The sequence below is a fragment of the Blautia sp. RTP21359st1_E11_RTP21359_211015 genome (assembly GCF_040910705.1).
Lineage (GTDB): Bacteria > Bacillota > Clostridia > Lachnospirales > Lachnospiraceae > Blautia_A > Blautia_A fusiformis.
In genome coordinates this window covers 1-16,053 of sequence record NZ_JBDGAB010000075.1, presented here as the reverse complement: position 1 = coordinate 16,053, position 16,053 = coordinate 1, and the positions used below count along the sequence as shown (strand labels likewise).

At 45.7% G+C, this 16,053-nt stretch carries 14 protein-coding genes; 10 read left to right on the top strand and 4 right to left on the bottom strand.

The genetic code is table 11. The features are described 5' to 3' along the window. Together AB5026_RS17355 and AB5026_RS17350 are read right to left on the bottom strand one after the other, a co-directional pair. Positions 1-901, bottom strand: a 901-nt coding sequence (locus AB5026_RS17355) for an alpha-amylase family glycosyl hydrolase (RefSeq protein ID WP_368214005.1), incomplete at its 3' end; no start/stop codon positions are given. 161 nt (positions 902-1,062) lie between these two features. Beyond that, the gene (locus AB5026_RS17350) at positions 1,063-2,091 is read right to left on the bottom strand and encodes a LacI family DNA-binding transcriptional regulator (RefSeq protein WP_368214004.1); all 1,029 of its coding nucleotides are present in this window, start codon (positions 2,089-2,091) and stop codon (positions 1,063-1,065) included. Between the two features lie 297 nt (positions 2,092-2,388). Between AB5026_RS17350 and AB5026_RS17345 the strand changes: the two genes are divergently transcribed. The 9 genes from AB5026_RS17345 to queF all read left to right on the top strand — a co-directional run bounded on the left by AB5026_RS17345 (position 2,389) and on the right by queF (position 12,017). Beyond that, entirely contained in the window at positions 2,389-3,327 is a 939-nt protein-coding gene (locus AB5026_RS17345; RefSeq protein WP_015526649.1) for a sugar ABC transporter permease, read from the top strand. A gap of 11 nt (positions 3,328-3,338) precedes the next feature. Then, entirely contained in the window at positions 3,339-4,235 is an 897-nt protein-coding gene (locus AB5026_RS17340) for a carbohydrate ABC transporter permease (RefSeq protein ID WP_015526648.1), read from the top strand. A 19-nt stretch (positions 4,236-4,254) separates the two neighbouring features. Next, entirely contained in the window at positions 4,255-5,937 is a 1,683-nt protein-coding gene (locus AB5026_RS17335) for an ABC transporter substrate-binding protein (protein ID WP_114002699.1), read from the top strand. A gap of 52 nt (positions 5,938-5,989) precedes the next feature. Then, entirely contained in the window at positions 5,990-7,513 is a 1,524-nt protein-coding gene (locus AB5026_RS17330) for a glycoside hydrolase family 32 protein (protein ID WP_118170136.1), read from the top strand. Between the two features lie 122 nt (positions 7,514-7,635). Then, complete coding sequence (locus tag AB5026_RS17325; protein WP_287071007.1) at positions 7,636-9,291, top strand: YecA family protein; 1,656 nt, start codon at positions 7,636-7,638, stop codon at positions 9,289-9,291. Positions 9,292-9,629: 338 nt separating this feature from the next. After that, complete coding sequence (gene queD, locus AB5026_RS17320; RefSeq protein ID WP_287071006.1) at positions 9,630-10,079, top strand: 6-carboxytetrahydropterin synthase QueD; 450 nt, start codon at positions 9,630-9,632, stop codon at positions 10,077-10,079. Further along, on the top strand, positions 10,076-10,744 hold the full coding sequence (queE, locus tag AB5026_RS17315; protein WP_287096801.1) for a putative 7-carboxy-7-deazaguanine synthase QueE: 669 nt from the start codon (positions 10,076-10,078) through the stop codon (positions 10,742-10,744). Before queD ends, queE begins: the two co-directional genes overlap by 4 nt. A gap of 19 nt (positions 10,745-10,763) precedes the next feature. After that, positions 10,764-11,480, top strand: a complete 717-nt coding sequence (gene queC, locus AB5026_RS17310; protein WP_256164017.1) for a 7-cyano-7-deazaguanine synthase QueC — start codon at positions 10,764-10,766, stop codon at positions 11,478-11,480. 42 nt (positions 11,481-11,522) lie between these two features. Then, positions 11,523-12,017, top strand: a complete 495-nt coding sequence (gene queF / locus AB5026_RS17305; protein WP_059086405.1) for a preQ(1) synthase — start codon at positions 11,523-11,525, stop codon at positions 12,015-12,017. Positions 12,018-12,104: 87 nt separating this feature from the next. On the opposite strand, the gene AB5026_RS17300 is transcribed toward queF, so the two are convergent. After that, positions 12,105-13,184: an NAD(P)H-dependent flavin oxidoreductase gene (locus AB5026_RS17300; protein WP_368214003.1), complete on the bottom strand. Its 1,080-nt coding sequence runs from the start codon at positions 13,182-13,184 to the stop codon at positions 12,105-12,107. A 268-nt stretch (positions 13,185-13,452) separates the two neighbouring features. Between AB5026_RS17300 and AB5026_RS17295 the strand changes: the two genes are divergently transcribed. Further along, positions 13,453-13,737: a hypothetical protein gene (locus AB5026_RS17295; protein ID WP_173776076.1), complete on the top strand. Its 285-nt coding sequence runs from the start codon at positions 13,453-13,455 to the stop codon at positions 13,735-13,737. On the opposite strand, the gene AB5026_RS17290 is transcribed toward AB5026_RS17295, so the two are convergent. Continuing rightward, complete coding sequence (locus tag AB5026_RS17290; RefSeq protein ID WP_044962367.1) at positions 13,727-14,146, bottom strand: PPC domain-containing DNA-binding protein; 420 nt, start codon at positions 14,144-14,146, stop codon at positions 13,727-13,729. The two genes, AB5026_RS17295 and AB5026_RS17290, sit on opposite strands and share 11 nt — an antisense overlap. Positions 14,147-16,053: the final 1,907 nt, after the last annotated feature.

Genomic DNA, 16,053 nt, shown 5'->3' with positions numbered 1-16,053 from the left:
CACCCAGAAGTACAACACTTGGGCAGACGATCTCGGCGATCATACGCATCATACGAACGATCGTATGCACCTGCTTCAGGTTACGGCAGGGAGTTCCCAGTTCCTTCCAGATATACGGAACCGCATCGATACGGATCACGTCCATTCCCTGGTTTGCAAGGAAGAGGAAGTTGTACATCATCTCATTGAAAACACGGGGATTGCCGTAGTTCAGATCCCACTGGTACGGATAAAAGGTAGTCATGACATAGTGACCGATATCCGGAAGCCAGGTAAAGTTCCCCGGAGCAGTGGTTGGGAATACCTGTGGTACGGTCTTTTCGTACTCGTCCGGGATCTCACGGTTGTTGTAGAAGAAGTAACGGCTCATATATTCGCCGTCACCCTGGCGTGCTTTTTTGGCCCACTCATGATCCTCGGAAGTGTGGTTCATAACAAAATCCATACACAGGTTCATTCCGTTTTTGTGGCATTTATCTGCAAGGGCAGCCAGATCCTTCATGGAACCAAGGTCCGGGCGGACTTTGCGGAAGTCGGCTACTGCGTAACCACCGTCGGAACGGCCCTTCGGGGTATCAAGGAACGGCATCAGATGCAGGCAGTTCACGTTGCATTCCTTAAGATATGGAAGCTTGGCAGAAACTCCCTTGATGTTGCCGGCAAAATTGTCAATATAGAGCATCATGCCAAGCATATCCTTCTGGCGGAACCAGTCCGGATTTTTTTCTCTTTCCAGGTCGCGGTTTTTGAGCGCGCGGCGGCGTGCTGTAAAATACTGGTACATCTGGTCGCAGAGCTCTGCAAACATATCGTCATTGTGATAAAGCTCTGTGTACAGCCATCGAAGCTCGTCGTGATGATGGTTTAAACGTTCCTGAAAAATTTCCTGATCTTTTTTCATGATTTCCTCCCTGAATAGATATTTATAGATGCCGGGAAACCTGTAAAATATTTCCCGGCGGTAATGGTTATCTGACATTTTTCCACAGAATTATAGCATGAAGTTTCCGGTACATGAATATACGGGTTGTTATGGAATATGGAAAAATGTTGTAAGTATTTTCAGTCTCCGGTTGTCTGTCGTCGTATCAGAACAGGAGTGATCTTTTTGTGGATCGGTTTTTGAAGCGGTGCCGGTTTTCTTTTCTTCATTTCGTTCATCTGTTCCACAAGCAGTTCCATGGTAGTCTGTGCGATCACATCAATCTGCTGTCCAACAGTAGTGATCGGAATGATGGACTCCGCAGCAATGGGTGAATTATCGAATCCGATGATCTGATATTCATCCGGCAGACAGTTATATTTCTGGAAGATCAGATTGAGAAACATATTTGCGTAAGTATCATTGGATAAAAATATGCCTTTTTTCTGACCGGAATATTTACTGTCAATATCCTGAAAGATCACACGCATCTGTTCAAAAAGCTCCTGATAGGAATCACCGGAAACATTAAGGTTCAGTTCATAAGGAACATGATATTCCCGGCATGTTTCCTCAAAGGCACGGATACGGTCATAAGCCGGAATATTCTCAGGTACATGGACATTGATGTGGATCAGTACATCACACTGATTACGTATCAGCAGAGAAGTAGCCTGCATGCCGCCCATGTAATTGTCTGTTGTAACGCTGCATATATGTTCCGCTTCACGTTCAATGGCGATCACAGGAATATTATAGGAAGCCAGTTTTTCAGAGGAAAGAGTATGGCTGAGAACAATAAGTCCTTCAATCTTATAAGCCATCAGCTCGTCCAGATACTGCATTTCTTTCTCCGGGCCGCCATCACTGACAAAAACCAGAAATTTGTAATGATAATCGGAGTAACTTCGAAGAAGCTGTGTCAGCATTTCGGAATAATAATGAAGATAAAGGTTCGGGACAATGATCCCTACAAATTCGCTTTTTCCATTGGCAAGAACCCTGGCAAGCTTGTTTTTTCTGTAGCCGAGCTCATCAAGGGCTTTTGCGATCTTTTCCTGATTTTCCAGGGTCAGAGAATCCGGATGATTGAAATATCTGGAGATCGTAGTCTTGGAAAAACCAGTGTATTCTGCAATATCGGCAAATGTTACCTGTTTTTTAGCCATAAAAAAATAGTCTCCTTTTAACAGCAGAAAGTTATGATACGGAATGCAGATGTGATCATATAAGAGAAATCTGCAGACCGTACAGGATAATTGGATTGATGTAATTAAGTATAACAATACAGACGTTAAATAGCAATAAAAAAATAACCAGTTAAGTTACCGGTAACTTTTCTTGAATAAATTAACAAAAAAGGTTGACAGAAGCTATGTCATATAGTAGTATCAAATTATAAAGTAACCGGTTACTTTACCGGTTACTAAACAAGAACGAAAGAACAAAAAAGGGAGGAAAAGAGAATGAAAAAAGGTTCTGCGAAAGCTGTTCCGGCAGGAAAAAGAACTGCTGCAGAAAAGCTTCAGTATGTGAAAAAGAACTGGCAGCTGTATGTGTTTTTTCTGCTGCCTGCACTTCTTCTGACGATCATCTTCAAATACGTGCCCATGGGTGGTGTACTGATCGCTTTTGAGGACTACAATGTCATTGATGGTGTATTTGGAAGCAAATGGGTAGGACTGGAATACTTCCGGAGATTTCTGGCATCACCGGATTTTATGAATTATCTTGTGAACACTCTGAAACTGAGTATTTACGGACTACTGTGGGGATTTCCGATTCCGATCATCCTGGCACTTCTTCTGAATCAGATCCGGAGAGCCGGGATCAGGAAAAAAATTCAGCTTCTGATCTATGCGCCGAATTTTATTTCCGTTATCGTACTCTGCGGTATGGTTCGTATGTTTCTTTCACCGGTAGGTCCGCTGAATAAACTGATCGGTTCCGATGCCAACTGGATGACTATGCCGGCAGCATTTCGTACCATTTACATAGCCAGCGGAATCTGGCAGACAGCCGGATGGGCATCCATTATGTATACTGCAGCACTTGCCAATGCAAGTAAGGATCTGGAAGAGGCAGCAGTGGTGGATGGAGCAAATATCCTGCAGCAGATCTGGTATGTACAGCTTCCGGCTATTAAAAACATCATTGTGATCCAGTTTATCCTTCAGGCCGGAAATATTATGAGCATTGGTTTTGAAAAAGCATATGCACTGCAGACAGATATGAACCTTCCTGCATCTGAGATTCTTTCTACTTATGTATACAGAATCGGTCTTCTGAATGGAGACTATGGATATTCTACAGCAGTGGGGCTGTTTAATTCAGTGATCAATGTAATTCTTTTGATCTTTGTAAACTGGGTAGTCAAGAAACTGAATGACGGAGAGGGATTATAGGAGGTGCTGTTATGGCAAAAGCAAAGAAAAAGAAATATTCGGCATCTGACAAAGCCATTTTAGGAATCGGATACGTACTTCTGGGTGCATTTGTACTTTCCATTCTGGTTCCGCTTTTATATGTTGTGATCGCATCCTTTATGGATCCGAATGTGCTGAACAGCCAGGGGATCAGCTTTGATGTGCGGAAGTGGACGATCGATGCGTACCGCAGAGTTCTTGAAAATAATATGATCTGGAGAGGCTTTGCAAACTCATTTTTTTATTCCCTGGTGTTTACCATTATTTCAGTTCTGGTAACTCTGCTGGCAGCATATCCAATGTCCAAGAAAGAATTTGTGGGAAGAAATTTCTTCAATGTTATTTTTCTCATTACCATGTTTTTCGGTGGAGGAATGATCCCGACTTTTATCCTGATCAATCAGCTGCATCTGGTAAATACAATCTGGGCAATCCTGCTTCCAGGTGCGTTTAATGTCTGGAACATGATCCTTGCCAGAACCTATTATCAGTCTATCCCCAAGGAACTCAGAGAGGCATCTGCCATTGACGGTGCCACGGAAATCGAGCATTTTTTCAAGATTATGATGCCGGTATGCAAACCGATCATCGCAGTGCTTGCACTGTGGTCCTTTGTAGGAATGTGGAACAGTTATTTTGACGCTATGATTTATTTGAATGATGCGAAACTGCAGCCATTGCAGCTGGTACTTCGTTCCATCCTTGTACAGAATACACCGCAGCCCGGAATGATCGCAGATATCCAGAGTACTGCACAGATGGCAAAGGTAGCGGAACTTCTGAAATATGCTACGATCATTGTATCAAGTTTACCGCTTCTGATCATGTATCCATTCTTCCAGAAATATTTTGACCAGGGCATTATGGTTGGTTCTGTAAAAGGCTGATGACAGGAGGTTGATAATGATGAAAAAAAGAATGAAGGCATTATTGGCAATCGGGCTTTCTGCAATTATAATGGTATGCAGTGCCGGATGTGGAAACGGAAAAGAACACATGAAAGCAGAAACAGATCCGGATATCCCGGTGGAAGATGTGTCCTTTCCTCTGAAAGAAAAAGCAGAGCTGTCTTTTATTACCAGTGCACCTGCAACATCTACACAGGAACCTAATGAAAGAACGATTTTTAAAAGACTGGAAAAGCAGACCAATGTCCACATTGACTGGACCTGTTTTGTATCGGATCAGTTTGATGACAAAAAAAATCTGGCGCTGGCACAGTTCGGAAATCTTCCGGATGGACTTTTTAACGCAGGGATGAGTGATTATGATCTTCTTCGTTATGCCAAACAGGGAATCATTATTCCGGTAGAAAATCTCATTGATAAATACATGCCGAATCTTAAGGCTGTATTTGAAAAATACCCGGAATACAGAACAATGTGTACAGCACCGGACGGACATATTTATTCTTTCCCATGGATCGAGCAGCTTGGTGCGGGGAAAGAAGCCATTCAGGCAATTGGAGATATTCCCTACATTAATAAAAAATGGCTGGATTATCTGAAGCTGGACGTTCCGACTACAACTGAGGAACTGGAACAGGTTCTGATCGCTTTCCGCGACAATGCAGATAAACTGGAAAAGAAATTCAACATTGAGGGTGGTGTGATCCCGATGTCCTTTATCATCAATAATGGTGATCAGGATCCTGCAATTCTCATCAACGGATTCGGAGAAGGATATGGTGACACCGGTGATCATTTTGCAGTGAAAGATGATGGAACCGTTATTTATACAACTGTACAGGAAGGCTATAAAGAAGGTATTCAGTGGCTCCATCAGCTGGTAGAAGAAAAGCTGGTGGATCCGGAGGCTTTTACCCAGGAATGGTCAACTTATGTTGCAAAAGGTAAGAACCACAGATATGGTCTGTGTTTCACCTGGGATATTGCAAATATTGATAACAATGAAGATTATGTAATGCTCCCGGCGCTGGCCGGTCCGGATGGTCTTGTAAATATCACAAGACAGAATAACAGTGAAACCAGTGGCTTTGACAGAGGACGCTGCGTTCTGACTACAAGCTGTCGAAATACGGCACTGGCAGCAGCATGGATCGATCAGATGTATGCACCGATCCAGTCTCCGCAGAATAACTGGGGTACTTACGGGGAAAAAGATTCATTTAATATCTTTGAGATGTCCGAGAATGCAGAAGGTGGTCAGATGCTGAAACATATGGATCTGGGAGATGCATCTCCGGTAGAGGTTCGTGAAGCACAGTCTGTAAACGGACCGTTGGCAATACTTAACGAGTATTACGATGTATATGTAACAGAGCCGGCAGATGCAAAATGGCGTCTCGACAATATGCACGAAACATATCTTAAGGATATGAACAGTAAATATGTGTATCCGAATGTATTTATGAGTATTGATGATACCAATAAGGTATCTCAGTACGACACGGATATCAAGAAGTATGCGGAACAGAAAAAAGCAGACTGGATCCTGAATGGCGGCATCGATAAAGAATGGGATTCCTATCTGAAAAAGATGGAGCAGTATGGACTGTCTGATTATCTGGCAATCAAACAGAAATATTTTGACCAGTATCAGAAGTCTCTTAGTGAGACAGAGAAATAAAAACAGAAAAAGATACCGGTCAGAAACATAAAAAAGAAAGAGAGAGCAGAGTATGAGTGAAAAACTTGAAAAAGCACGTCTTTATGAAATAGAGGAAGCAAAAAATATCCCGCAGGAAGAGAAACCGGCCTTTCATGTATCTGCACCGGTTGGCTGGATCAATGATCCCAATGGATTTTCTGTTTTTAAAGGAAAGGTACATCTTTTTTACCAGTATCATCCTTACAGCCGTGACTGGGGCCCTATGCACTGGGGCCACAGTGTGACGGAGGATATGATCAGATGGGAGCAGCTTCCTGCAGCGCTTGCACCGGATCAGGAATATGATCGAGAGGGATGCTTTTCCGGAAGTGCTATTGAAGCGGATGGAAAACAGGCTTTGATCTACACAGGAGTTACAACAGAAAAGCTGCCTGATGGAAAAGAAGAAGTCCGGCAGAATCAGTGCATTGCCTGGGGTGACGGAAAAGATTATGTAAAGGCAGAGAAAAATCCGGTAGTCACCGGGGATATGCTTCCGGAGAAATGCAGCAGAGTTGATTTCCGTGATCCGAAGGTATGGGAAGATAACGGAACATACCATATGCTCGTAGGATGCCGCAGCGAAGAAATTCCTGGACAGGTAGTTCTGTTTTCCAGTAAAGATCTGAAAGAATGGAAATTTGAAACAATTCTTGCGGAGAACTCCACAGGAGAAATCGGTGTTATGTGGGAATGCCCCGATTTCTTTCCGCTCGGGGATAAACATGTGCTGATCTGTTCTCCGCAGCATATGCGTGCAAAAGGGTATGAGTTTCATAATGGACATAATTCCCTGTATTTTACGGGAGATTATGACAGCGAAAAACATACATTTGAAAAAGACGCACCGGTAAGTCTGGACTACGGACTTGATTTTTATGCGCCGCAGACAACCCTTCTTCCAGATGGAAGAAGAGTGATGATCGCCTGGATGAAATCCTGGGATAGCTGTGTGATCAAGGAAAAGCAGAGATGGCAGGGAATGATGACTCTTCCGAGAGAGCTGGAATATCGTGACGGAAAGATCTGGCAGAAGCCGGTCCGAGAAATTGAGAATTATCGGAAAAACCGTTGCTGTTATGAGAATGTAAAAGTGGGTGAGAGCTTAAGCCTTGAAGGCGTCCGTGGCCGAATGATCGATCTGACTGTGGAACTGCAGAACGCAGATGGCATCATGGATGGAAGCAGGAACTCCGGAAATCCAAATCAGGAAGCATTGGATGTGTACAATGAGTTCCGGATCGAGCTTGCACGCAATGAAGAATATACAACGGTCTTTACCTATGATCGAAAAAGACAGATACTGGAAATCGACAGAACCTGGAGCGGGGTGCAGCGTGATGTTGTATGTACAAGAAAGCTCCAGATCACAGATGACAGACAAAATCTGAAGCTGCGTTTTATCCTGGATCGAAGCTCCATAGAGCTTTTTATCAATGATGGAAGCAAAACTGCGACTACCGTGATCCCAACACCAGTGGAAGCAGATGAGATCCTGTTCCACAGTGACGGAAATGCTGTGATCCAGGTTGAGAAATATGATATTGTGTTGTAGAAGCCTCTCAAATATTGACAATTTCTCTATTTTTGTATAACATAGGGGAAGTTGCTTACGCCGGATCAGGAGTTATTCGTATCTCCTGATCCGGCATATATTTACAGGAGAGGAACACAGGAATGTTTTATCAGTTAAAAATCACAAGAAAAGGAACGAAACCGCCGGTATGGAGACGCTGTACTGTTGCGGCTGACGTTACATTTGCAAATATGGCAGCCATGCTTGAAAAACTGGTTCAGTATCCGGCAGGCAGCCTATATGAGATTGAATTTTTTCAGAAAAAAGTACAGATCCGTGAGAACGGTGACGGAGAAGCGAAGAATAATTTCACATTATTAAATGCAGGCGAGACAGAGACTGTAGAGCTTATGGATTCCGAGAAATGGTTTACCTTCCGTCAGTATGGTGCGGATAAGGAAGCTCCGGAATACAGAGTTGATATTGAGAAGAAAGACGAGGGAACAGCAGAAGCTCCTTCTATTATAAAAGAAGTAAAGGGTGAGGATGATCCGTACTGGACAGAGGCACCGGAGCTGGGATGCACTGCAGCAGTTGAAACTGAGGCTGAAACAGCCAAAGCATCGGAAGACATTGCTGCAACAGTAGCGGCAGTAGAGGCAGCAGCCAGAGCTGCAAAAGCAGATGAGGCAGCCACAGGCAGCAGAAGAAATCCTACAGTAAAAGATTTCCTCATGTCCTATCGTAAAGAAGACCTTCTCAGCATTGCAGGTGAGCTTGGACTTCACTGCAAGGGAATGGATCAGGAAGAGATCGCCGCAAAGGTTGCCGCAGAGGTTCTTAAACCGGAGGTTATGAAAGCAAGCTTCCTCGTAGCAGACGATCAGGAGGTACTGGCTTTTGAGGCGGCTATTCAGAGAAAATGCTTCCATGTTACAGAGGATGAGTGGAATACATTAGAATGGCTGAACGATATGGGCTACCTTGTTTCCTACAGTGATGATTACGCAGAAGTTCCGGCAGAGGTTGTAGCTGTTTACGATCAGATCAATACACCGGAGTTCCAGACACTTCGCAGCCAGGTAAACTGGCTGAAGGATTGCCTTATTATGGTAAGCTATCTGTATGTATCTGCACCGGCAAAGACCGTATATGAGATGTTTAAGCAGAGAAAAGGTTTTGACATCGGATATGACAGCTTCATCGAGCTGTATCATACCATTCCGGAGAAGGCCTGTATCTGTGAGCTTGCGGAGGATCAGCTGATTCTGAAATCCGCACTGGTCAATAACATCTACAAGGATATCGAGAGACGTCAGGGTGGACGGAAATTCTATATTCCGTCTGTAGATGAGATCCTGGATTATTCCGAAAACGGGTATCCAACAAAATCTGCTTCTTACCAGAGACTGGGCAGATTCCTGCTGGATGAGATGAAGGTTTCCGATGCAGTGAAGGATCAGGTACTGTTCTTTATTTACAAAGAATGCTCCATGGATGGCAGAATGTCAGCAATCATGGAAAACCTGAACCAGAAGGGGATCCAGTTTAACGATGAGCAACTTGAGAAATTTACAAAGCTGATCATGGAGGCAAACAATAACACAAGAATGCTGGAATTCCGCGGTTACACACCGAATGAGATCTCAGGAGCAGTATGGCCGTTTGCCACAGGCAAGCCGCACACTGCAATGCCGAACAGCTTTGTGCCGACAGCAATGCCGATGCAGCCGGCATCTGCAAGAAAAATCTATCCCAACGATCCGTGTCCGTGCGGAAGCGGTAAGAAATATAAGAAGTGTTGCGGAAGAAGATAATTCTGCAGAAAATTTACCGTAATTCCGGAGCTGAAAGTTCCCATAGATCGTTGTGGAGCGACTGCGCTCATGAGTGAGCAGCGAACGCGGATGATCTGGTCCGAATTATCGTTTGATGCAGTATCTCCGGAAATACCATACAAATTAATATAAGACAGTTCGTTTGTACCATCCTGTCTATAAATAAAACCAGGGCTGAAGAAGATGTGAGAATCAGGGCAGACTCGTGGCGGGTCTGCCCTTTTTTTACTTTAACTGGATCAAGGCCGGGAATCCCGGCTTTTTTTATTTATGGAAATATCCGGGTGGTGTGACAGATCCAGAAGGAGGAAAAATTTATGTATCAGTTAAAAACAGAAGCAGATTTCGATTCGGCACACTTTCTGTCCGGTTACACCGGCAAATGTTCCAACATCCATGGCCATCGCTGGCATGTGGAGATTGAGATCGAAAGCCGGAAGCTGGAGAAAAACGGCCAGGAGCGAGGGATGCTGGTAGACTTCGGAGATCTGAAAAAGGATCTTCGGGAGCTGGCAGATTCCATGGATCACACGCTGATCTATGAAGAAAATACATTACGTCCGAAAACGCTGGAAGCACTGGATGAGGAAGGCTTTCATCTGGTGAAGGTTCCCTTTCGCCCTACAGCAGAGAATTTTTCAGAGTATTTTTTCAGAAAAATGGAAGAAAAGGGCTATCCTGTAAAAAGAGCTGTTGTTTACGAAACACCAAATAACTGTGCAGCTTACCGGAAAACGGAAGAAGAAACGGAGGCGGTATGGCTATGAGTACCTATCAGGTTGTAGAGAAATTTGTCAGCATCAACGGAGAGGGCAGACGGGCAGGAGAGCTTGCCGCTTTTATCCGGTTTAAGGGCTGCAATCTTCAGTGCAGCTATTGTGATACCAGCTGGGCAAATGAGCCGGGGTGTGAGAGTGAAAGGCTGACAAAAGAAGAGATTCTTTCCTGGATCCGCGAGGCAGGTGTAAAAAATGTGACACTTACAGGCGGGGAACCACTTTTGCGGAAAGGGATGGAGGAGCTGATCGAGGCAATCCTGGAGGATCCATCCCAGCGGGTGGAGATTGAGACCAATGGAAGCGTAGATCTGAAGCCTTATCATATATTAAAAAAACGTCCGTCCTTTACCATGGATTATAAAGCACCGGACAGCGGCATGGAAAAAGAGATGCTCCTTTCCAATCTGGAGCTTCTGGGCAGTGAGGATACGCTGAAATTCGTGGTCAGTAGCCGCAGAGATATGGAAAAAGCCCTGGAAATCCTGGAAAAGTACAGGCTGGTCGGAAAAACGGCAGTTTATTTCAGCCCTGTATTTGGCAGGATCCAGCCGGTGGAGATCGTGGATTTCCTTATGGAAAAAAAGCTCAACGATGTAAAGCTTCAGATCCAGCTTCATAAGGTGATCTGGGACCCGCAGAAACGGGGAGTATGACAGGAAAACATATCACAATATAACAAGAAATACCGCAGAAAAGGAGAACGCTATGAAAGCACTTGTACTTGCAAGCGGCGGTGTGGATTCCACCACCTGCCTGGGGCTTGCCGTAAACAAATATGGAAAAGAGAATGTAATTGCATTAACAGTAGCTTATGGACAGAAGCACACAAAAGAAATCGAGGCTGCCAGAAAAACAGCAGAATATTACGGAGTGGAGCATCTTTATCTGGATCTGGAGCCGATCTTCCGGTACAGTGACTGTTCGCTTCTGAAGCATTCAGACAGAGAGATCCCGCACGAAAGCTATGCAGAGCAGCTGAAGGAAACCGATGGCTCACCAGTGTCAACCTATGTGCCGTTCCGGAACGGATTGTTTCTTTCCTCGGCAGCAAGTATTGCGCTGTCAAAAAACTGCAGCGTGATCTATTACGGAGCACATGCGGATGATGCAGCCGGAAATGCATATCCGGACTGCAGCAGTGCGTTTCACAATGCGATCAACGAGGCGATCTATCAGGGAAGCGGCGGCCAGCTGAAGGTTGAGGCGCCTTTTGTCAGCTGCACAAAGGCAGAGGTCGTAAAAACCGGCCTGGAGCTGAATGTTCCTTATGAACTGACCTGGAGCTGTTACGAAGGCGGCGAAAAGCCCTGCGGTGTGTGTGGAACCTGTATTGACAGAGCAGAGGCATTCCGGCTCAATGGAGTGAAGGACCCGGCACTTGACAGATAGATTGGATCATAAATATCCGTTTGACCATAGAAAGGAAAAAATATGAGCAGAGAAAACCTGGAAAAAGAAGGGATCACCCTTCTCGGAAATCAGAAAGTAAAATATCCGGACAATTATGCTCCGGAGGTACTGGAAACATTTTTGAACAAGCACCCGGACAACGATTACTTTGTAAAATTTAACTGCCCGGAATTTACAAGCCTTTGTCCCATTACCGGACAGCCGGATTTCGCGACGATCACGATATCCTACGTACCCGGTGAAAAAATGGTGGAGAGCAAATCTCTGAAGCTGTATCTTTTCAGCTTCCGCAATCACGGAGATTTTCATGAGGATTGCGTGAACATCATTATGAAGGATCTGATCCGTCTCATGGATCCGAAATACATTGAGGTCTGGGGAAAATTTACGCCGAGAGGCGGCATTTCCATTGATCCATACTGCAATTACGGAAAAGCCGGAACCAGATGGGAGGAGATTGCCTGGAAACGCCTTGCAGAGCATGACATGTACCCGGAAAAGATCGATAACCGGTAGAAAAACAAAAAGTCCCTGTTTTCACTGCGAAAAGCAATGAAAGCAGGGGCTTTTTGTTTAGGTGCGCCTAGCGGCGCAGGTTTATCTTTATGACAGCCGGATGCACTCCGATTCTGTGTCAAACAGATCAGCGATCACATCGTGCACGGTTTCGATCTTATCTGCCATATAGGCCTTTGCTCCGCAGAACAGCAGGCCGTTTTCCACGTCGCCTTTTACGGCGGCGATCAGCTTGTCTGTAATGCAGTAAGGGATCTCGCCGGGGGAACATTTGGCAAGGCAGCGGTGGCAGGGACTGTGCGGGATTTTTTCACCGGCCATGACGTGCTGCATGAAGGAGTTCATAATGGCACGTCCCGGCATACCTACCGGACTTTTTACAATGGCAATGTCGTCCTTTGCGGCGTGGATCAGGGATTCTTTCAGCCGGATGTCTGCGTCACATTCTTCCGTTGGGATAAAACGGGTGGCAACCTGAACGCCGTCCACACCAAGATCAAGGACATGCTTTACATCCTCGTGCGTGGCGATGCCGCCGGCAGCTACTACAGGGATTTCCGTGCCGAATTTTGCGGCATAGCTTTTTACAGTCTGGACGATCTTTCGGATCTCATTGTCGTAGGCTTCCGGTGTATAGGAATCCAGCTCTTCCTTGTGGAAGCCCAGATGACCGCCTGCCTGGGGACCCTCGATCACCACAAGGTCTGCAGTGCGCTTGTACTTTCTTTCCCAGTATTTCAGGATGACCTTTGCAGATTTGTCCGTTGAGACGATGGGGGCGATCTTTGTTTTACTTCCGCTGACAAGAGCAGGGAGCTCTGTAGGAAGTCCTGCACCGGAGATGATCAGGTCAGCGCCGGCATGGACAGCGGCTTTTACATGAGATGCGTACTCCTTCAGCGCAACCATGATGTTGTAGCCGATGATACCGTCAGGAGAAATCCTGCGTGCTTTTTTCATCTCGGACAGGATAGCCCGCTGGTTGGCTTCTTCGGTATTCCGGTCGAAATCTTTTTCCCGGTAGCCGATCTGAGCGGTGGAAATGATTCCGATTCCGCCTTCCTTTGCAACGGTGCCTGCCAGACGGCCAAGGCTGATGCCAACGCCCATTCCACCCTGGATCAGGGGAAATCTCGTAAGTTTATCACCGATTTTAAAATTCTTCATAATGATCAGATCCTCACATTCATTTGCTTTCGCTAAATAATTTTAGTATAAAATAGTTTTATCATCAAAGTATATCATAACAGGGGAATTTGTCAATGTAAATGTCGGTGAATCAGGGAAGTCCTCTGCTTCAATTGCGAATAGCTGTTTGACCAGATTTTGTTAAAATCCACTTTGTTGACAGAACAGAAAATATCAGGCAAATTCACAGTGATATCAGCTTTATAGAAAACTGTAAAGTGAATTAGAGGAAAAGGGAGGAACAGGTATGCGAAAAAAGACGAGTACCATCATGGCCTGGCTGCTTGCGGCGTCCGTGACAGTCACATCTCTGTCAGCGGGAACCGTGACGGCCTATGCACAGGAGGAAATGCCGCTGGCGGAAGCCGGAACCGTGACAGAGAGTGCGGAAGAGGGCAATATTGAAGCTAAAGAAAAGGGTGAGCTGACAGCATTATGCTGTGTAGTTTCACCCTTTTTATGTGTGATGAAATTTTTAAACTGTAAAGCAGTAGACTGTGTCCGGAATCCCTCTGGCAAAATCAGAATTTAAACAGATTCAGACCGATCTCCTGACTGAACTCACGGCCGATCTCTCCGTCGATCACCTGGATCTGGATCTCGGCAGTAGCGCTGATGATGGCACGGTTCAGATGACCGCCGTGTACATGGCCTTCCTCGTCACCGGCTGCGATATGGAGATGAAGATAAACGTCACCGTCTTTGCGGGTAACGGTACCGGTAAGTGATACGATCTCAAACGCTCCCTGGAACTGAATAGAGTGGTATTCCTTTGTCACTGTGTTGTATACGCCTGCAGTGAAATCATTGATGGCGCCAAGGCCTGTGACCTGTGCAAGGCGGATATTCTCTTTTTTTGCAACCTTGCCGATCTCCTCCAAGATCTCTTCCTTCGGATCAAGACGAAGATAGATCGTGTTTCCAAAACGTCTGTATTCCATGATAAAAACCTCCCTTTGTGTGATATTTGCCATAAACAGAGGCGGATGTTTTTATCCGCTTGTCAATAAGTATAATACATTTTATTTTTTTACGGAAGGCCAGGGAAAGAGAATGCCGGAGTCTCATGTCTGTGCGAGAGATTTTTTTGACGTCTGCTCTTAGCATTGGAGGCAGGCGGGGATACGTTTGAGGTTTCGTTAGGGGGATGTGGTTGAGGGATGCCAGAGGAAGGAGGCATCGCTCCGGGAGTGGATGCAGTCGGGGGTGTTTTTGAGGTTTTGAGAGGTGGATGTGGTTGAGGAACGCCAGAGGAAGGAGGCATCGCTCCGGGAGTGGATGCAGTCGGGGATGTTTTTTGAGGTTTTGAGAGGTGGATGTGGTTGAGGGACGCCAGAGGAAGGAGGCATCGCTCCGGGAGTGGATGCAGTCGGGGATGTTTTTGAGGTCTTGAGAGGTGGATGTGGTTGAGGGACGCCAGAGGAAGGAGGCATCGCTCCGGGAGTGGATGTAGTTGGGGGTGTTTTTGAGGTTTTGTTAGGTGGATGTGGTTGAGGGATGCCAGAGAAAGGTGGCATCGCTCCGGGAGTGGATGCAGTCGGGGATGTTTTTGAGGTTTTGAGAGGTGGATGTGGTTGAGGGACGCCAGAGGAAGGTGGCATTGGCCCGGGAGTGGATGCAGTTGGGGATGTTTTTTGAGGTTTTGAGAGGTGGATGTGGTCGAGGGACGCCAGAGGAAGGTGGCATCGCTCCGGGAGTGGATGCAGTCGGGGATGTTTTTGAGGTTTTGAGAGGTGGATGTGGTTGAGGAACGCCAGAGGAAGGTGGCATCGCACCGGGCAGGGACTCCGTCGGGGGATACTACTAGGGCTCCGTGAGACGGCTAAAAGCATTGCGGCAGGGCCAGAACTCGCCTTCGGCTCAGACAGCAGACCCTGCCGCAATAACGCCGTCTCCCGCAGCCCAAGTAGTAATCACCCCTCCTCCGCAGCAGCCCGGCCCGATGCCACCTTCCTCTGGCTGACGCTTCCAACCGACAGGAAAAAACATGCGGGGGATGGAAACGGACTGGGCGTCCTGTCCTGAAATGTCAGACCGGTACAGAATATTCCTATAAGTATCGAAGAATACAGAAACGGGATCGGCACAGCGTATCACTATAAATATCGAAGAATCCAGGAACTAGATCGGCACAGCGTACCACCATAAGTACCGAAGAATACAGGGACCAGATCGGCACAGCGTACCACCATAAGTACCGAAGAATCCCAGAACCAGATCGCAGATCGGCACAGCATACCACCATAAGTACCGAAGAATCCAGGAACCAGATCGGCACAACGTTCCACATCCAATACCGAAGCATACAGACAAAAGTCAACAACGCAGTACATACAACAACGCAGAACTCCTTCCGTGCCCAACGGGGTGGGAGCGCGAGGGAGGGCGTTCGGGCTACGGAACTCTGAGATCGCCTTCCCTCGCACTTACCGCATTGAAAATGCGACCGGCGTAGCGCCATCCAGCGAAGAGTCTTATTATAAAAAACAACACATATAAAATAATAAACAGGAAGATAATAGCATAATGGATGAATGATAGCAGAAAAGAAATTGTCCTATAAAAATAAACTTCCAGGAAAATCTAAAAAAATTGAAATTTATGGTTGACAAGCATAACTCCCAGTGGTATTATAACTGAGCTGTCGCAAATAATTGTTTTCAAAAAACAAACAATTAAAAAGAATTTCAGAAAAATGAAATTCACAGTTGACAAAAGACAGAAGATATGATAAGGTATCCAAGTCGTCAACGAAACGACAACAAAATCTCAACTCAAAAATGTTTGAAAAAAACTTAAAAAAGTGCTTGACAAACAAAAAGAGATGAGATAAAATAAACGAGCTGTC